Raw genomic sequence first — 19,985 nt, 5'->3', positions numbered from 1 at the left:
CTTGGAATAGCGGTCAAGCCGCTCCATTTACTTTGGGGTCCAACCGATCGCGAATATCGTCTCCAATCAGATTAACCGCCAGCACAAACATGGTAATTGCAAGTCCCGGGAAGGTACAGATCCACCAGGCAACCGTCAGATAACCTCTCCCTTGCGAGAGCAACGCTCCCCAATCCGGAATTTCCTTCAACACACCAAGTCCAAGAAAGCTGAGCCCGGAGCCTGTCAGAATGGAGGTACCCACGCCCAGCGTCGCCATAACCAGCAACGGAGATAAGGAATGAGGCAGTACATGCTTCCAAAAAATACGGGCATTGGAGCCCCCGAGTGAACGTGTGGCTGTAATAAAAGGCAAACCTTTAACGGACATGACCTGCCCACGCATCACCCGTGCATATCCTGGAATGGAGGATACCGCAACAGCCAGTGCAATGTTAAGCAGTCCAGGTCCCAACGCTGCCGCAACAGATAATGCCAGTAACACGCCTGGAACAGCCATCAGAATATCAACGGCACGCATGGTGATTGTATCCAAAACACCTCCTGCATAGCCGGCAATAATGCCAAGAGCACTGCCCACAAGACCACCCACCAGCACCGAGGCAAATCCAATCAGCAGTGAATCCCTGCTGCCATGCACAACCACACTGAAGATATCCCTGCCAAAATAATCGGTCCCAAACAGGTGCGCAGCAGAGGGAGCCTGCAGGATGGCATCCGTCATCATCTGAGTTGGATCATAAGGTGCAATCCATCCCGGCACGATTGCACAAGTGCCGGTAAACACCACGACCAGCAAAGCTGCATAAAAGAATAAACGGGATACCGCGAATGAGACGCGGTGACGCAGGGGACGGCGACTCCAGAGGCGTAAACGCCCTGTTCTGGCCGTCCAGCCTTTTTCGTCACCCATCAATGGTTTCATGCTCATAAGACTCCTCCTTCCTCACTACGCGTTCAGATGTTTCAGACTGTTCCATCCGTCCTCACGTTCGGACTGCACGCCTAACTCTGGGATCAATGTACGCATAAGAGATATCCACCAGTAAATTCAACACGACATAGATAATTGCTGTGAAAAAGACTACGCCCTGCACAACAGGCAGGTCTTTGGCCATCAACGCATCCGCGATGATTCTGCCGATACCCTGTCTGGAGAAGACCGTCTCCACCACGACGGTTCCTGCAAGCAAATCACCAATCAACATGCCGATGACCGTCACCGCAGGAATCAGTGCATTACGCAGTGCATGACCGTACATGATGGTCCGCTGTGAAAGACCTTTTGCTCGTAATGCCACGATAAACGGCTCGTTCACCACTTCCAGCATGCTGTTACGCACCATACGTACGATGAAACCCGCACCGACGAGGCCTAGTGTTGCAGCTGGAAGCACCAATGAACTGAATCCGTCTGAGCCCATCGCCGGGAACCAGCCAAGCTGAACCGAGAACAACAGGATCAACAGAATGCCGGTCCAGAAGGTGGGCATGGAGATGCCAAACAATCCAACGAGCCGGGCGATGAAATCAATCACGCCATTACGATGAATGGCAGATAATACGCCGAGCGTAATACCAATGGTTATCGCTATGATTGAGCTGAGCGCGGTCAGCGCCAGTGTGGCAGGGAAATGTTCCAATATTTTGGGCAGCACCGGGTCGGAATTGATCATTGATTTGCCGAAATCGCCGCGCAGCATGTCTCCGAAATAGTTGGCAAACTGGATGTAAAACGGCTGATCCAGTCCAAGCTGAACCCGCAGGTTCTGAATCATCTCGGGTGTTGCCGATGACGGGTCCAGCATAAGCAGGACCGGATCACCCGGCAGCAGATACATGATGCAGTACACCAACACCGAAGCTCCCAAAATAACCAGAAGCGATGTAGCAAGTCTTGTCAGTATCGTTTGAACCATACCGGGTCGTCTCCTTCCTGTCTGCATAATTGACGTTTCGTATTATGGCTGAATCCGAACATCGTTGAACAACGGATAACCGAGTGAATCAAACTTGATGCCCTGCACCGACTTGGATGCAGCCACCGTATAAGGGAACACATAGATTGGCAAAATTACAGCCTGCTCGATCAGATATTGTTGAATCTGATTATAGATATCCACACGTTTATCCGGATCAGTCTCCACCGCTCCCTGTTCGAGCAGTTTATCGATCTTCGGATCAGATAAACCGGATAAGGTCGGGCGTTCACCTTCTGCACTCGTATGATAGAAGGCATAGAGCGCATTCGGATCGGAATTGACCTGGCTGTTGCCATAGAGATCATAATCCCAGTTCTGATAGATGACCGTAGCAACATCCTTCGTAATTTCAACCTCAACAGCTATACCCACCTGCTTGAGCTGCTGCTGAATAATCGCTGCAATGTCGTTACGCTTCTCCCGGTTCGGCGAACCGTCCACATAATGCAGGGTCAGCTTCTTGCCATCTTTTTCACGAATGCCATCTGCTCCCTTGACCCAACCTTGCTCATCAAGCAGCTGATTGGCCTTGTTGATATCCGGATTGATACTTCCTTCAAGGGAATCATCATAACCGAGGATTCCCGGAGACAGTGCAGACCACGCGCGTTCGTAGTTGCCCAGATACAGTGTCTTCACGATGGATTCCACATCAACTGCAGATTGCACCGCCTGTCTGACTTTCACATCATCCCAAGGCGCTTTGCGCAGATTGAAGAAGAGGGTATACGGCAAACCAACGGTATTGGCTTGAAGCAATTGCTGGTTCGGATCGTTCTTCAGGGCAGCAATATTTTGCGGTGGAACCGTCTCGGCGGCGAGTACCTGTTTACTCTGAACACTGCCGATGCGTGTTGCTTCTTCCGGTACAATTTTGAACGTAATCGTATCAATATGAGGGGCACCTTCATTTTCAACGGTTGCAGGAGCCCAGTTGTAATCCTTGTTTTTGGCGACAACGATATCCGCATTTTCATCCCATTTCACAAAGGTATACGGACCGGTCCCCACCGGATTTTTACCCAGTTGATCGCCATACTTTTTGGCGGCCGTAGGAGATACAATCCCCAGCAGGGCCTGACTCAAGTTACCGAGAAAAGCTTGCGAAGGCTGTTCCAGATTCACCTTAATGGTGTATTCATCAATGACCTCCGAGGAGCTATAAGGTCTAATCAGGGCAAGGGAATTGGCGGCTTTGGTGGTCGGATCGATTACCCGATCCAGATTGAACTTCACCGCTTCCGCGTTAAATGGTGTGCCATCATGGAACTTCACATCTTCACGCAGTTTGAACGTATAACTTTTGCCATCCTCCGATACACTCCACTCCTTGGCGAGCCAAGGTTTGATGGAACCATCCGGCAGCTGCACCACCAGATTGTCATAGATGGTTCGGATCGCACGTACGGTTACGGCAAGGCCACTTCGATGCGGGTCCAGCGTATCCGGCGATGTGGCGAGTGCGTAGGTTAGATTCCCACCTTCTGCTTGCCCAGCCGCCTGCTCCCCACCGGAAGCCTGAACTGCACTGTTCGAGTTACCTCCCGCTCCGCAACCGGATAATACCAGCACCAATACTGCCGCCAATGCCATATATTTCATCCATGAGATAGACCTGTTCATATAGCTTCCCCCTCTGTGTATACAGGTGTCATTGATTCATTTGTGCCGATTTTCAGTCTCCAGTTTCTTAAGCCTCGGTTCCCACTTGCTCCCGGGCAGCCGTGTAACGATTCACCGGAATTTGCACACCGAGATTGCCACGCAATGTGTCATGCTCATATTCGGTGCGATAGATGCCGCGCTCTTGCAGAATCGGAACAACCAGTTCCACGAAATCGGCCAATCCACTTGGCAGTTCGGAATGAATAATGAATCCATCCGCCGCTTCGGCTTCGAACCATTCCTGGATCTTGTCAGCCACCTTCTCCGGTGTGCCAAGGAATTTGCTCTTCGGTGTAGCTGCCCGCAGGGCTACTTCACGCAGCGTCAACCCTTGCTCTTTGGCATCCCGCTTGATTTTGTCCGTACCACTGCGGAAGCTGTTGCTGCCAATGCCATTTAATTCAGGGAATGGTTCATCCAGCGGATACTGGGAGAAGTCATGATGCTCGAAGAAACGTCCCAGGTAATCCAGCGCTTTATCGATAGTGACCAGGCTGGCAATCTCCTGATATTTCTGTTCTGCTTCCTCTTCTGTCCGTCCGATAATTGGATTGATCCCTGGCAAAATGACGATATCCTGTGTGGAACGTCCATAGGTTGTTGCGCGGGTTTTGACATCTTTGTAGAAGGCCTGTGCATCCTCAATTGAATCATGTCCTGTGAAAACAGCATCCGCTTCTTTGGCAGCGAGGGTCTTGCCATCTTCAGAAGAACCTGCCTGGAAAATAACCGGCTGTCCCTGCTTTGAACGTGCAATGTTAAGTGGGCCCTGTACGGAGAAGAACTCTCCTTCATGATTGAGTGTGTGCAGCTTGGATGGATCGAAGAAAACGCCGCTTTCTTTGTCTCTTATAAAGGCATCGTCTTCCCACGAATCCCACAAGCCTTTGGTCACTTGCAAATATTCAGTTGCAATCCGGTAACGTTCCGGGTGGGTAGGATGGTTGCTTTTACTGTAGTTTTTGGCTGAACCTTCAAGCGGGGACGTAACCACGTTCCAACCAGCGCGGCCATTACTGATCAGATCAAGGGAACCGAACTGTCTGGCAACTGTGAATGGATCACTATAGGAGGTGGAAAGTGTTCCAACCAGACCGATTCGTGACGTAATGGCGGCCAGGGCGGACAACAAGCTGATGGGCTCAAATCGATTCAAGAAGTGAGGTATGGATTTCTCGGTAATATAAAGACCGTCAGCGATAAAAACGAGATCGAATTTGCCTTCTTCTGCCTTCAACGTTTGGCGTTTGTAAAATTCAAAATTCACACTGGCATCCGATTGAATCTCCGGGTGTCTCCAAGTCGTCATGCTGCCTCCGACACCGTGGACAATCGCTCCAAATTTCAAACTGCGTTGAGCCGTCATAACCATTCCGCCTTCCTTGGATTAGGATATATCAAGAAATTTCTAAAGTCCGATCTGATATGGATTACGAATGAAGAAAATTCAAAAGTTAACTATTCCTATGAGTTTGGTCAGCTTTAATTCCACAAATCTTATCACTGCCCCGCACATCGGTCAACAGCGTTGCTTATAGAACTTTTCTATATAAGGATTGGATATCTGAATAAGAGGATGGATTAGAGCTTATAAAAGTCCCCGACTGCTGCACACTGATATGTCAGCCTTTAGCAGCCGGAAACTGCTTTATCAAGAGATCCGCCACGTCCGGTCAGACTGCTGCTTCATCAGGCTGGGCGAGAAGTTCCGCCAGTTTCTCCAGATCGGGCTCCAGCAATGCTTCATACTTGCCGTCTCCACCCACCTCAATGACAGGTACATGTCGAATGCCATATTTGGCTTCAAGCACGTCCCTAAGCACATCATTGCCTTGCACTTCGATGTTCTCAAAAGGCTGGTTGCGTGCCGTTAGGAATGCCTTAACCTCCCCGCAGAAATGACAGCCTGTTTTGCTCCAGAGCACTACTTTTTTCGATGTAGAAGACATCGGCATACCTCCTGATTGATTCATTGTCAGATCAGGATGGATGACCACCCAGACCATTAATTCCTATCTGTTAAATAAGAATTATGGCTATAAATGTACTCCTCACCTCTTCAAGCGTCAATGGATCTGCCAATAGAATAAACCTATAAGAGCATAGAAAGATTAAATTTAAATCACCCTGTCGTTACATTTCATGATTCGTGATATATGTAAAGTTCGGATGCGGAAAGATGTATCGCGTTACAATACGCTGTACATGACATTCCGCATCATGCTGTCGAAACAGTTATCAAGGCAGCCGAACCCGGTCATTACAAATCTTCGTTCAAGAGCTGGGGAGGAGCTATAATGGGCCACCCTTCTTCAATCGCACGTAATTGGTGTGCAGATACATGAACGATATGCCCGAATTGCACTCCCCACCGTTCCGCAGCATAAGGGGTTGCAAACCTCCTGCGTTTACCGCCACTGATTTGGAACCATATATCCCGCTCATTCGTCGCGGCAACAATCATGCCTTCCTTCAGCGCATCGCGGTGGCTCTCATCAGGTTGAGCATGAACATGACTTCTTTCCAAGGGCCAGCCCTGTACCTCACTCGCAGATACCAGTGGCTCACCTGCCGGTACGCCGAGCACATCCGGTTTCGCAACCAGAACGGGAGAAATCCCACGTGGAACGGGGATGTTCAGCTTGCGTCGCTGTCCACGCATCAGTCGATAAACATCGCCCTTGATATCAGAGATGAAACAGCCCTCCGGGTAAAAATCCGTACTGCGTCTCAGCTTATGCATTACATCGCTGCTGCCCTTGGTGGAAATGCGCTGTCGCGGGTCAGGGGAGTCCGTCTTGCCAAGAGGCGTCGTGTTCTCCTGCTGACTGGTCGACACCTCGGCATGCAGCGAGAGCCGGGAAGTATCGGCAACCAACGCATGGGAATCTCCCCATTTTTGGGTATAAAACTGTTCGTTATCCTTATTCACGGTTACATAATCCTGTTCTCCCAGCGCCTTCATGCTTACGCTTCCGTAGTGATGTATGAACGCATCCCCGGCTACCGCCAGCCTGTATCCCGCCAGCTTCGCCCGGATGATCCAGTCGTCATCTTCAAAATTGCCCACAGCGTAACTTTCATCAAGATAACCTACCCGCTCCAGCAATTCCCGTGAGAACAGCCAGCAAAATCCGACCAGCCTGTCGGTCTCCCGATGTTTCGTGGCATCCGGACGATTATGTCGGGCAGCAAAAGACCACATATCCTCCACTTCCCTGTACGGGACTTCAATCTGCTGATCTCCGCCAATGTAATTCGTAACCGGACCCACAACTCCCATCTCGGGATGACTGTCAAGACAGGTCATCATGTTTTCCAGCCAGCCCGGGGTGACCAGTGTATCGTTGTTCAGCACCACGATATGTCGCCCCCTCGCCATCATCATTCCATGATTGACACCGCCGGCAAAGCCACGATTCTTATCCAGCGCAGCGACCCTTACCATGCCACCTTTGCGGAGCATGGCATCCGCCGTGCCATCCTTGGACGCGTTATCTACAACAATAATTTCAAAGGGGGCAGGCGTATGCTTCTCGATACTGGACACACATTGCATGACATACTCGCGCTGGTTGTACGTCGGAATAATAATGCTTACCCCTTCAAATACGAGGCCAAAAGAACTCTGTCCCTGCCGGACGCCTTCATCATACCCTCGGTGATAGCCCTGCTTATACAGTTTTGCGTTCTTGGCTGCCCGTTTACCTGAGCCTTGGCGTCTAATCTTCCCTCCACTCCGGCTTCGAGCTGCATGCAAAACAACGGTTTTGGATCGCGATGCATTCGGCTGTGTTGAACTTCTGCCTGATGTGCTCTTGCTCATGTTGCTTCCTCCATTTCCCCCTCGTCTGGATGCACGGTACGATGAACGCCGCACCAGACCGTCCATTAGAGATGAAGCTCTCCTGTAACCAATTTGTCAGCCAAATGTCCAAAATCTATGGCAACCCGACCCAGCTCACCAGCGATTCGGTGGCACAGAATGACGGCCGGAATTCCCGCTGCTACAAGAGCAATGTCGAACGAATGCTCCGCAGCCTGCCGCATTACCCTCGGGATATCCGCAACCCCCTCCACTGCACCTATGATGCCTGTCACTTGGACGCCGCGGCCGTTCAACAACGCACCGAGCTCTGCAGCCCGGCTTCCAATCAGCAGCACCCGGCGTCCCTGTACCACAGGTAACAACAGACCTGACTGATGCAGACTGTAGTTAATCGTGGAACTGGTCAGATTCAGCCGGGACCAGTCAATGCCGAAATGCCGCAATACTGGAAATAACAGTCCCTGAAAAGTGGGCGCACGCGAGATCGGGACACCGATCCAATCGGCGCCCCGAATGGCTTCCGCGAGCTCTGCGCGGATGTCCGGGGTGGAGCGTGGCACCCCTGCATAAGGCAGAAACGGTGCCAGCTCACGCACTTGCTCGCCTGGCAGCACCGTATCGGCTGCCAGAGTCAGCAGTTCGCCATCTCCAAGGCGAACGACGGACAGGGGGCGCTGCGCATCCAGCGCTCCCTGGATCTGGCCAGCCATCTCATGAGGGCTGGCCAGCCGGGTTAGGGTGGGCGCATATTGGCGGAATCCCGCCTCGATCAGATCTGCCGCCGCCACGGCAGGCAGAATATGATCGGGCGGGATGTGCTGCGCCACCAGCGCCTCCCCGCCCGCGAACACGCCGTCGCGGTAGCCCTCGGCGTAGCCGCTCTCGGGCGCTGCTGCCGGCTGCGCAGGCGCCAGTGCCCTTGCGCTGCCAGCATGCGCGGCAGCGCTTTTCCGCCCCGCGGGGGCGACACCACCGTGCCGGTGTGTCGCTTGCGGCGGGGCGGGGCCAGCACCGCTGGCAGGCAGCGCCTGTGGCGTGCTGGCTTGCGGTGCTGGCCCGGGCGCACGCTGCGCAGCCGTGCGCTGTTTGGCGCGGGCGCCTGCGGCCCGCCCGCCCTGCGGCGCAGCATGCCCGCGGCCTGCAACTGCGCGCTTGCCCTTTTTGGCGCGCGCCCCTTTGCTGCCACGGCTCACGCCTGCACGCTCGCCTGCTTTCACGCGGGTGCCTGCACTGCCCCGCCTGTCGGCTATTTTCGCTCCCGTTTTGGCTCGTGCTCCTGCGCTCCCACCACGTCTTCTACCGGTGCGCCCGCTGGCCTTGCCTTTCGGTTCTGCAAGAAGCTTGCGCTCTATTCCCGCGAGCTCCACACTTCCCTGCTTCGCACCTTTGTTTCCCCATTCGTGATCTGAACTTGCTTTGGGCTGCACTCCCACAGATCCGTGCCAGGAGCCGGCATAACTGCCCAGTGTCTTCTTTCTACCCAAGTCGCTGCGTTTTGCTACTCTCACGGCATTCCCTCCCTTGGCATGCACGAGGAGTGCCGCCGCTGCACAAAACGCCGGAGCATTCTTCCGGCTCCGGCGCAGGTTGTTCTGCTCTCATGGGACCCCTCACAGCGGCAGCATCAGGCGCATATATTTTAGGGCAGTTGACCCTTCATGCGGATGGCTGCTTCCTGAAGCGATTGGAACGTCCCGGCATCACTCCAATATTTTTGCAAAATATCGTACTCCAGTCCTCCAGCCGCTGCATAATGATTGTTCACGTCTGTAATTTCGAGTTCGCCACGTGCAGAAGGCGCAATGTTTTGAATAAGATTGAATACATGGTCATCATACATATATATGCCAGTAACACAATAAGAGGTCTTCGGATCACTCGGTTTTTCCTCAATGTATGAGATTCGCTCTGGATGCTGTGGATCAAACACCGGCACCCCATACCGCCGTGCATCGTCCACTTCTTTGAGCAAGACACGAGCTGTACCCGCAGGCTGCTGCATATACTTATCCACATAAGGCTTCAAATCGTCGCTAAACAGATTGTCTCCCAGCAGCACAACGAATTTCTCTCCAGGAAGGATAAACGATGTCGCCAGATCCAATGCTTCGGCAATCCCGCCTGCCTTTTCCTGAATCCGATACGTCAGCTTGACCCCATGATCTGCTCCGCCACCCAAATACTCCGTATATAACCCAGCGGAATGTTTGTTGATCACTATCAATATCTCTTCAATGCCTGCCTGGCGGAGTCTGTCGATGCCATACATAATCATCGGATGCTTGCCGACTGGAATCAGATGCTTGTTAATCAGCCGGGTCAGAGGATACAGTCGTGTTCCTGTTCCGCCAGCAAGAATTACACCTTTCATTCCACGTTCCCTCCTTCATCGGATGTCTCAATATATTTAAGGGGATCGACATGCCATTTGTTGATAAAAATGGATCGATTGCGCTCAAGCAACTGTTTCCACGCTACAGGATCGGTCTTCAGAAAACTCGCGCTGCCGCGATGATGTACGAGAACATCCCCGCATACGAGCAAACGGTACCCTTTCTGACAAGCCCTGTAGCAATAATCATCATCTTCATAGTGTCCTGGCGAATAGACCTCGTCAAGCACACCAATGTCCTCCATCACACTTCGCCGCATGAGCATGCATAAGCCGACAATTCGTCTGACTTCCTTCCACCTGGAAGAGTCGACTATATTGTTGGCAGCAGCCAGTTCCTGAAAATGTGCCATGTCCCGGAACTCAAGCTCCACCTGCTGGATTCCACTTGCATAGTTGGTCACCGGACCTGTAATGCCAATGTTTGCATCACTGTATAGGGCTGCCCGCAGATTTTCAAGCCAGCGTGAGGTTACCGTAACATCATTATTCAGCAGCAACAGCTCATCACCACAGGCTGCACGGAGTCCGGCATTGCAAGCCGCCGGGAAACCCCGATTGTCCGGTAACCGGACAAAACGAATTCGTTCCTGGGCACAATACGCTGCCGTCCCATCAACCGAGCCATTATCCACAACGATGATTTCATACGATGTATGAGGATCGGTATATTTTTGAATGGCATCGATACATGGCTTCAGCAGTTCCAGCCCGTTGTACGTCGGAATAATAATACTCGTCAGTGTCATCTGGCGTTCCTCCTGTAGGCCACTTCAGCACGAGAAATGGATCGGGCTTGTGACTTATTGCCGCCCATATCCAGCCAGGCTGCAATCGCCTCCAGATGGTCGCCAATGATCAATCGGGCGACTTCGTTGCCACTGCCCGTATTGGTGGAACGCAGGCGATTGGAACGAATGACATCCACTTGACTGGGTGCAGTCACTTTTAATCCATGCTGAATGGCTAGACTTTGCGCCTTGGGAGGAACGGCCAGCGCCTCCGGTTTGACGATCTGGATCATCTTACGTGAGAGGGCATGAGGTACAGCCGTCAACGAATTGGAACCCAGATCCGAACGATTAAGCACACGGTTGAGATATGCTTTGATCCGGCTCACTTCATCCTGGCGGGCAAATGGAGGCAACAGCGATGAAAGATTGTTCAGTGCCACGTCATCTCCCCGATCGACCGCATACAGAAACGGGGCGAGCTGCTCTGCCGGGACGACCATATCCCCATCCACAAAGAGAAGGGTCTCCGCCTCCGTCATCTTGGCTCCCAAGGCGCGGCCTACATCATGTCCCGCCCGGTCAGGTTCATAGACCAGCGTAATACCAGGCTGTTCAAGCACCTGTGTTAGACTGTTGTCCGTTGTTCCATTCAATACCACAACGATATCCGTCAGCGGTAACCGTTTCAGTTGTACAAGCACTTGCCCCAGCGTAAGTTCCTCATTGCAGGCACAGACGACTGCAGCGGCAGGTTTATTCAGGGCAAGTGGAATGATATTCAATGAACGTCCGGCAGCTTGAGCATACCCCTGCATGAATGCTTTCCCTGCCTGCATTGCAGCAGAATAGCCCTTTAGATCCGCTGAGATTGCAGCCTGCTGCTCCTGCCAAGCCAAACGTGCTTGTTGTTCAATCGATTGATCATTTCCCAACATCTTGCGTCCTGCCCGTTGCCCTGCGCTGAATGCCTCATGCAATACGGACCTGCTCGTTGCCGACCTGCTCGCTGCTTCACTCTTTAGCGGCGGCTTAGTCAGGTTCCTCCTGCCTATGGTTCTGGCTCTGTTCCTTGGTGTTCGTCTGCCTGCTGTCCGTTGACGACGGACGCCCCCTGAACGCTCCTTCATTTCCTCACCTCCAGCATGCTGCATCTTTTGACGAGTTTTCTTTGTTGTTTCAGGCAACATGCTCATCTCGTCAGGCTACGAACACGCTGCAGATCGGAATGTCCTCCGCGTGGGCCAAGCGTATCGGTTATCCATCTGATCGCTGTCAGATGATCATTCCATACCACTTGGCTGAGCGGGTCAGGCCCCTTTCGTCTCTTGACTCGAACTGCATTCATTTTGCCTACAGGCACATGATGAACGGCACGCACCTTCAATCCGTTGGTGACCGCCTTTGCATGTGCCAACGGTGGAATCTCCAGTGTGTCCGTACCAATCACTTCAAGTGCCTTGCGACTTAATGCATGCGGAATAGCTGTCATGGAAGCCCCTTGCAGATCAGGTCTGGCAAGCATGCTGTTCAGCGCATGTTTGGCCTCTACCACAGGGTGAACAGGGATACGAGCCACCGGACCGTTATAATCATTAAGTGCCACATCTGTCCCATCCAGAATCGCTCGCACATAAGGCGCGAGATGTTCTGCCTGAATTGGAATGTCTGCATCCGTGAACAACAGCACCCTGCCACGAGCTGCCGCTGCACCGATTCTTCTTCCTCCATCATGTCCCAAAGCTTCGGCATAACGAAGCACCTGTGCGCCCGCCCTTTTTGCCGCTGCTGCCGTCCCGTCCGTTGAACCATTCACAATAACAAGCACTTCAGCATCACGGGATATACGCAGCGCCTGACGGACGACTGCACCAATGGTTCGCTCTTCATTCATGGCAGGTATAATGACCGAAAGCAGTGGCTTATGCGAGTTCGTCGAATCCTGTGCACGTGTCTCTCTCATCGCATCCTCAGCTCCGAATGCTGGCAATTCCGTTTGCTCCACGGGTGGAATTACGTACTTATAGGCCTTTTTACCCTTTTTGTAAGCAGATTTCAAACGATGCTTCTTTAATTGCGCTTTTCTTTGTGCCAGATTTGATTTGGCTGCATAAAAAGCTGTATTGCCGCGTTTTTGCAACACAGTCACCTCCCGGGTGTACATCATCGGCATGCAAAGGGAGTACACGTTATTCTATGTATTCATGGAGCAGTGGAAACGGCGTATGTCCTTGAACCGAGCAGGTTCTATCTGCCACCAGGCTCAGTCAATCCATTTATTTAGACAAAATTCGTCAAAATATGCGAAATATGCTACAGCTCCCCTACTTCAGACACAATTTTAAAAAAAATTTAAAATTGCATCTTTTCCAAACTTTTACATTGTGATAATATACGTTGCAAGAAGTCGATTGACAAAAAAATCCTAACAAGGAACACACGTTCCTTCAAAACCCTTTTTTATTCCTGTTAATTGACCTTGGGTAAATTATGCATGCAGGATGATACGAGAAACTGTTTTGGCTTTGTTGCATGTACCTTGAGAGGAGTGATGCCGTTCAATACGTAATTCATTTTTTATGTGAACCCGGAACGAACACCCCGGCTCCGTAAGAACATCTTCTGCTTCGCAAGTGGACAAGACCCCTGGCTTCTGAAAGAGGAACCACAATGAACGATTAAGCCTTATGGCTGGACCGAATAAACGGTACTCCTTTGACACGCCCAACCACAGGCATACAGGCTCTGCCGACTTTGTTCCTTATCGTTTCTTGTCATATTCCACGTTTCAGATTCAGCCCCACACTCCGCGCTGCCCAAGTTGCAGACGGAACTCCAACCGAGATTGGCATAATCCTTTGTTTTTCAAAAAAATCATATTGAGAATGGGAGAGTTTACTATGAAATTTGCTAAAGTTATGCCAACAATACTTGGAGGAGCTCTTTTGCTCGCTTCCGTATCTTCTGCTGCTGCAGCTCCATTGTCTGATCAGTCCATTCCATTGCAGGCCCCATATGCCTCTGAGGAGGGTATCCCGTTGAACAGCGGCTCTGACGAAACGATCTTCAATTTCCTTGGACAACAGGAACAATTCCTGAACTCCGACGTGAAATCCCAACTCAAAATTATTAAAAGAACTACGGACACCTCTGGTGTACGACACTTCCGCCTGAAGCAGTACATTAAGGGAATTCCAGTCTACGGTGCCGAGCAAACGATCCATCTAGACAAAACAGGCCAGGTTTCATCCGCACTTGGAGATCTCCCACCGGTTGAAGAACAAGCCATCCCTAATGACGGTGTCGCTGAAATCAGTGCAGAAGATGCGATCAAGATTGCATCGGAGGAAGCCACTTCCCGCGTTGGAGAGCTTGGCGAACCACAGAAAACCCCTGAAGCGGAACTAAACATTTACCACAACGAGGAAGATGACCAAACCTACCTTGTTTACATTACGGAAGTCAATGTGCTGGATCCCGCCCCATTGCGTACCAAATATTTCGTAAATGCCGTTGACGGCAGTATCGTATCTCAATATGACCTCATCAACTTCGCAACAGGAACGGGTACAGGTGTACTTGGTGATACCAAAACCCTTACAACTACCCAATCCGGCAGTACCTTCCAACTGAAAGATACGACTCGCGGGAATGGGATTGAAACCTACACTGCAAACAATGGTTCCTCCATTCCAGGTACACTCCTGACAGATTCCGATAACGTATGGACTGATCGTGCAGGCGTAGATGCCCACGCCCATGCTGCTGCCACGTATGATTTCTACAAAAACAAATTCAACCGCAACGGTATTAATGGCAACGGTTTGCTCATTAAATCCACTGTGCATTACGGCTCCAACTACAACAATGCCTTCTGGAACGGAGTACAGATTGTATTTGGTGACGGTGATGGAACGACTTTCCGTTCTCTATCTGGTGATCTGGATGTAGTAGGACACGAATTGACTCACGGTGTCATTGAGTATACAGCCAATCTGGAGTACCGCAATGAGCCAGGTGCATTAAATGAAGCCTTCGCTGATATTTTCGGAAATACGATCCAAAGCAAAAACTGGTTGCTTGGCGACGATGTCTACACCCCTAACATTGCAGGTGATGCACTGCGCTCCCTATCCAACCCTACATTGTATGGACAACCTGACAAATACGCTGACCGTTATACTGGAACAGCGGACAACGGAGGCGTTCATACTAACAGCGGTATCATCAACAAAGCCTACTATCTTGCAGCCCAAGGCGGCACACATAATGGTGTGACTGTAACAGGAATCGGGCGTGATAAAGCCATTCAAATCTTCTACAGCACACTCGTGAACTATCTGACGCCTACATCCAAATTTGCTGCTGCCAAAACAGCGACAATCCAAGCCGCTAAAGATCTGTACGGAGCGACTTCTGCTGAAGCTACTGCAATTACCAAAGCTTATCAAGCTGTAGGACTGTAAGAATCATTCGTTGTTGAACTCATATTAAATCGTTCAGGCACCCCTCATCGTCCGAACGGAGCAAGCTTATATATGAAAAAAAGCGGTGTCCCGGACATAACCGGGAACCGCTTTTGTCTATTTAAACATGTGAAATCATTCGTCTACAGATGTCTTGGATGAGGACACATGATCGCGCTAATCTTACACGGAAGGCCCAGCGGCAATCCATGACAACAATCCGTAGGTGTGTGTGGAGCCCGTAGTTCGTGACACTTCCAGTACGGCTTCATCCTCACTCTGGGAGAGGAGCGACACCTGGAATCCCCGATCATTACACATGGCGACAATCACATAATGCTCCGATATAAACGACTCCTCGAAGGCTACCGTTACTTCCACGCACTGTTCATCCTCAGGCAATATAAAGGCCTCCATACCGAACTGCTGCACCACAGGCTGACGGCCGACACTCCGCACAGGCTGGAATGCCAGGTGTTTGGCCTGAACAGCTCCGGATTGCAGCTGATCGCTGCCCACTGCCTCATCACACAAATGTTCCTGCGTAACCGATTGAGGATCGAGCTTATACTCTACACTATTGCCAGTCTCTTGTGGCTGATCGATATAAGACGGATTCGTGTTAGTGTTAGCCTGAGCTGTATCATCTGTCGTCAATAAATCTGCCAACGACTCAATCCACTGCTCCGTCTGACCCAACTGCTCTTGTTGTTCGCCCGGCTCTTGATCCGATATTTGGATGTCCTGTGTCGCCTCTAACTCTTCTAATCCCTCTATAGTCAGCTCATTCAAAAGGGCTGCCTGAGACTGTTGTTCAGCCTCAATTTCCAGCAGCAGTGCCTCCTGTCGTTTCGACGCTTCCAGCTGCTCCAGCGTCTCTCCGCTGACCTGTCGAATAGCGTTCCAGATCTCTTCGCTTAAATGCGCAGTACCGACAATTCCCGCATTCAGATGACTGGATGTAATGCTTTGCTCACTAAGTTTGCTTCCATCAATGGCACGGTCAGCAAGATGTGCGGATGAGATCGTGCCTTCGGCCAGTTTGCTGCCGTTCACACTGCCGTCGGCCAATTTGGCGCTTGTGACTGAACCATTTTGCAAATGAATTCCAGTTACCGATTCCGCTTTCAGGTGGGATATCCCAATGCTGCGCTCTTGAATATGATCAGCATGGATCGCTCCCTCTTGAATATGGTGAGATTGTACACTTTCGTTTGCGATATGAATATCCGATACCGCACCTTCAAGCAGCTTGCTGCCGCTTACACTGCCATCTGCCAGTTTGGCAATCGTTACTGATCCATTTTGCAGATGAGTCGCACTTACGGACTCTTCTTCCAGATGGGATGTGCCGATGCTACGTTCTTGAATATGATCAGCAAGAATTGCTCCTTCTCGGATATGGCGGGATTCCACACTTTCGGATAAGATATGGGCGCCCGACACCGTATCTTCAAGCAATTTGCTACTGCTTACACTACCGTCAGCTAATTTCACACCCGTCACGGACCCATTCTGCAAATGAATAGCACTTACGGCTTCCTCTTCCAGATGGGATGTGCCAATACTTCGCTCTTGAATATGATCAGCCAAGATCGCTCCCCCCTGGATATGGCGGGATTGCACATTTCCGTCGGCGATATGGTTACCCGATATCGTACCTTCGAGCAATTTGCTACCGTTAATGCTGCCGTCAGCCAACTTGACACTCGTTACGGACCCATTCTGTAAATGAAACGAACTTACCGACTCTTGTTCCAGATGGGATGTGCCAATACTTTGCTCTTGAATATGTTTAGCAAAGATCGCTCCCTCCTGGATATGGCGGGATTGCACGCTTTCGTCAGCGATATGATTACCCGATATTGCACCCTCGGCTAATTTGCTGCCATCTACACTGCCGTTGGCAAGTTTGGATCGGGTTACCGATTCTGCCTGTATTATAATCGAACTTACCGCTTCTTCTTCCAGATGAGATGTGCCGATGCTTCGCTCTTGAATATGATGAGGAAGAATCGAACCATCTTGAATATGACGGGAATGCACTGCTCCTTGCTGCAGGTGAACAGCACTTGTTGACTCTGCCTGAAGATGCAGACCACTGATTAGCCCCGGCTGCAGATGCGCAGCAGTAATCAATAAAGGTGCAAGATGATCCGTTTCAACAGATCCTGGAGCCAGATGATGAGAAGTAATCACCTGTTCGGCAATATGCTCTCCATGAATAATGTCGGACTTCAGATGCTGGGAGTTTACCACCAGTGAACCCAGATGATCAGTTTTCACGCTACCTTCAGCCAGATGAACGGATTGTACAGCGGATGGCTGCAGATGCGCGCTACCTACGGCTGCCCGTTGTAATTCAGTTCCAGATACCGAGTCTGCTGTCAGATGGTCTGCTGTCACGGAGCCATGCCGTAATTTGTTACCTGTAATACTACCATCGGCAAATAATTCTGGTGAACGCACTTCCTCCGACAAATGTTCCAGTGAAACGGCATGCTGTTTCAGGTGATAACCGCGAATGGTTCCGGCAGGGATATGCTTGGCGTTAATGCTTTCGGCCAGAATCTTGGTTGAAATCACACTACCGTCTGCGAGTTTGGCAGATGTGACAGCCAAATCTGCCAATTTATCCGTACCAACACTCTCTGGTGAGAGCTTAGGGGAGGTAACCGCATGATCTGTAAGATGAGGTGGAAAAATGGACCCTCCAGCCAAATGGGCTGAAGTTACACTGCCAGGTGCCAATTTGTCTGCGGTAACTGCGGCCCGTGCAATGGCTTCTGTTTCAACACTGCCCGGCTGAAGATGGGGTACACCTACTGCATGTTCTGTCAAATGCTCAGATTTCACTGCATAAGGTCGCAGTGCCTCGGAGCCTACGCTGCCTGGAGCCAGATGTGTACCTGTGACTCCACCGTTCGCCAGATGCGATGATACCACACTTCCCGGAGCGATCGCTTTGCTTCCAACCGAAGCCGTTCCAAGTTTCTCTGCCGTCACACTTCCATCTGCGAGTTTGGATTCTGTAATAGCACCATCCTGTAATTCATGCGTACCCACTGCCGAGTCTGCCAGATGACGAGCGGATACCACTCCATCTGCGAGGGAGTCACCGGACACACTTCCGGTTGATAAGTGACTTGCCTCAATGCTGCCACTTGCAATATGAATGGAATGAATAGCCGCATTGTCTACATGTACAGGTGTTATTCCCCGGTTGGCGATGTGTTCCGCACGGATTGCTCCTTTGGCAAGATGTTTTCCCTGCACAGCCTCATCCGCAATCTTGGAAGCAACAATACTCTGGTCGGCAATTTTGGAGGCCGTAATCGACTGTTCGAGCACTTTCGCAGTACCTACCGACTGGTCTGCCAGCTTGCTGCTGGTCACGGCACCGTCAGCCAGATGTTCGCTTTGCACTTCCCCATTGCCGATCTGTTCACTTCTCACTGCATGCGCACGGATCTGTGTTGAACCAATGGAACCATCCACCAGATGTCTTCCATTAATTGAACCTTCAGCAATATGACTTGTTCTTATCGCCCCATCTTCAATCTGTTCACTTCCGACACTTCCCCCAGACAATTGCGAACGTCCTACTGCCCCTTCTGCCAGATGGGTCTGTTTGACGCTTCCCGGCTGGATATGGCGTGCTTCGATAGACTTCTCTTCCAGTTTGCTGCCCGTCACCGCACCTTCACGGATTTTGGCCGTTGTAACCGCATCGTCAGCCAGCTTCGATGTATGCACTGCCCCGCCAGAGAGATGCCGGGTGTCCACGCCGCTGATCGCAATCTTATCGCCAGTAACGGCATGATTTTTGATTAACTCTTCCGTCACCAGCATACGGCTGAGATGTCTGGTGCCGATGGAGCCATCGGCAATCTTGGCCGCATCAATAACCTGATTGCCCAGCTTCTGCGATGTGATGCTGCCATCCCTGATTTTATCGCCTGCAATCGACGCATTACGTATTTTGTGACCGGACACCGAACCATCGACCAGATGTTCTTCGGAGACGGAGGCTTCCGCAAGCTTGGCGGAAACGATGGCACCGTCTGCAATGTGAATGCTGGTCACGGCATAATCCTGTAACGCTTCGCTGCCAACGGCTCCCGGCTTCAGCTTGGAGGCATCTACGGAGAACGGGGCCAGCCTGCTTTCTGTAACGGCAAACTCACTCAGGTCATCCGTATAGATGAAGTGTCCCGTATGACCCGGCATTTGATTCTGATTCAGAATCTTCAGTCGGTCCTGAGCTGTTACTTCTTTGTTGGTCTGCTCTTCCGGGGAAACGGGAGCCGCGGGAACTACACTGCTCACCTGAAGCTGCTTCTCCGAACTGCCAGCACTCCTGTTTTCTACAGCAGCAGTATCATGCTGCGGTTGTACTGCATCCACTTGGAGAGTGGGTTCCGGTTGATTCTCAGGTAAACGGAGCTCCACGGATTCCGAAGAATGCTCTTCTATGGGTTGAATCGCTCTCGGTACCGGTGCATGTGTAGTCAGACGTTCTTCCTTCTTAGGAGTCAGGCCTGAATTTAATGATCCTACACGGCGCTCGGTTAGTTCCAATTCTTTAAATTTGGGGCTCACATGCCGCAGCTTCGGCGTTGGAGCCTTTTTTTTGCCTTTTTTACTCATGCAGCTTGCTCCTTCCTCTCACGTTCGTCTCCGGCATCATATGCGTCAGTATGGGCATCTGCCACTGTAATTCATGACTTTGCTGGGTTACATTGCATCGATGCACAAGCTTAAAGACATGAATAATCGAACTGTCCCTACCTGAAATAGGCTGTACCCATGCGTATATGTAAGGCGGCTGTCCACGCCCCTGCCCCGGCATTGTCATACGATATCGTGTAAGCATTTTGCATAACTCCAAGTTATATAGAAGGCTCATATGAGAACACG

At 51.1% G+C, this 19,985-nt stretch carries 14 protein-coding genes; 1 reads left to right on the top strand and 13 read right to left on the bottom strand.

What is annotated here, in order from left to right; translation table 11 throughout:
* Window positions 1-13: 13 nt before the first annotated feature.
* The 11 genes from BMW94_RS22820 to BMW94_RS22770 form a co-directional block, all read right to left on the bottom strand.
* Complete coding sequence (locus tag BMW94_RS22820; protein WP_091001165.1) at window positions 14-931, bottom strand: ABC transporter permease; 918 nt, start codon at window positions 929-931, stop codon at window positions 14-16.
* A gap of 55 nt (window positions 932-986) precedes the next feature.
* Entirely contained in the window at window positions 987-1,919 is a 933-nt protein-coding gene (locus BMW94_RS22815) for an ABC transporter permease (protein WP_062324145.1), read from the bottom strand.
* A 42-nt stretch (window positions 1,920-1,961) separates the two neighbouring features.
* Window positions 1,962-3,605 (bottom strand): ABC transporter substrate-binding protein, encoded by a 1,644-nt coding sequence (locus BMW94_RS22810; RefSeq protein ID WP_091001164.1) that lies wholly within the window; start codon window positions 3,603-3,605, stop codon window positions 1,962-1,964.
* A gap of 67 nt (window positions 3,606-3,672) precedes the next feature.
* Window positions 3,673-5,013, bottom strand: coding sequence for an LLM class flavin-dependent oxidoreductase (locus BMW94_RS22805; RefSeq protein ID WP_091001223.1), 1,341 nt, complete (start codon window positions 5,011-5,013; stop codon window positions 3,673-3,675).
* A gap of 307 nt (window positions 5,014-5,320) precedes the next feature.
* Window positions 5,321-5,596 (bottom strand): glutaredoxin family protein, encoded by a 276-nt coding sequence (locus BMW94_RS22800; RefSeq protein WP_063566643.1) that lies wholly within the window; start codon window positions 5,594-5,596, stop codon window positions 5,321-5,323.
* Between the two features lie 311 nt (window positions 5,597-5,907).
* Window positions 5,908-7,473 (bottom strand): glycosyltransferase family 2 protein, encoded by a 1,566-nt coding sequence (locus BMW94_RS22795; RefSeq protein ID WP_175480818.1) that lies wholly within the window; start codon window positions 7,471-7,473, stop codon window positions 5,908-5,910.
* A gap of 65 nt (window positions 7,474-7,538) precedes the next feature.
* Window positions 7,539-8,303: a GT-D fold domain-containing protein gene (locus tag BMW94_RS22790; protein ID WP_254790329.1), complete on the bottom strand. Its 765-nt coding sequence runs from the start codon at window positions 8,301-8,303 to the stop codon at window positions 7,539-7,541.
* A gap of 812 nt (window positions 8,304-9,115) precedes the next feature.
* Entirely contained in the window at window positions 9,116-9,847 is a 732-nt protein-coding gene (locus tag BMW94_RS22785) for a sugar phosphate nucleotidyltransferase (RefSeq protein WP_079696647.1), read from the bottom strand.
* Window positions 9,844-10,617 (bottom strand): glycosyltransferase family 2 protein, encoded by a 774-nt coding sequence (locus tag BMW94_RS22780; protein ID WP_091001162.1) that lies wholly within the window; start codon window positions 10,615-10,617, stop codon window positions 9,844-9,846. Before BMW94_RS22780 ends, BMW94_RS22785 begins: the two co-directional genes overlap by 4 nt.
* On the bottom strand, window positions 10,614-11,729 hold the full coding sequence (locus BMW94_RS22775) for a glycosyltransferase family A protein (protein WP_254790328.1): 1,116 nt from the start codon (window positions 11,727-11,729) through the stop codon (window positions 10,614-10,616). Before BMW94_RS22775 ends, BMW94_RS22780 begins: the two co-directional genes overlap by 4 nt.
* A 62-nt stretch (window positions 11,730-11,791) precedes the next feature.
* Complete coding sequence (locus BMW94_RS22770; RefSeq protein ID WP_254790327.1) at window positions 11,792-12,742, bottom strand: glycosyltransferase family 2 protein; 951 nt, start codon at window positions 12,740-12,742, stop codon at window positions 11,792-11,794.
* Window positions 12,743-13,499: 757 nt separating this feature from the next.
* Between BMW94_RS22770 and BMW94_RS22765 the strand changes: the two genes are divergently transcribed.
* On the top strand, window positions 13,500-15,065 hold the full coding sequence (locus BMW94_RS22765) for a M4 family metallopeptidase (protein ID WP_091001160.1): 1,566 nt from the start codon (window positions 13,500-13,502) through the stop codon (window positions 15,063-15,065).
* A 183-nt stretch (window positions 15,066-15,248) separates the two neighbouring features.
* Here BMW94_RS22765 and BMW94_RS22760 read toward each other — a convergent pair whose 3' ends face one another.
* On the bottom strand, window positions 15,249-19,715 hold the full coding sequence (locus BMW94_RS22760; protein ID WP_091001159.1) for a WIAG-tail domain: 4,467 nt from the start codon (window positions 19,713-19,715) through the stop codon (window positions 15,249-15,251).
* Window positions 19,708-19,941, bottom strand: coding sequence for a hypothetical protein (locus BMW94_RS22755; protein WP_091001158.1), 234 nt, complete (start codon window positions 19,939-19,941; stop codon window positions 19,708-19,710). Before BMW94_RS22755 ends, BMW94_RS22760 begins: the two co-directional genes overlap by 8 nt.
* Window positions 19,942-19,985: the final 44 nt, after the last annotated feature.

This window comes from Paenibacillus sp. OK003, from assembly GCF_900109515.1.
Classification (GTDB): domain Bacteria; phylum Bacillota; class Bacilli; order Paenibacillales; family Paenibacillaceae; genus Paenibacillus; species Paenibacillus marchantiae.
Note: the sequence above shows the minus strand (reverse complement) of the source record. Positions and strands in the feature narration are given on the sequence as shown.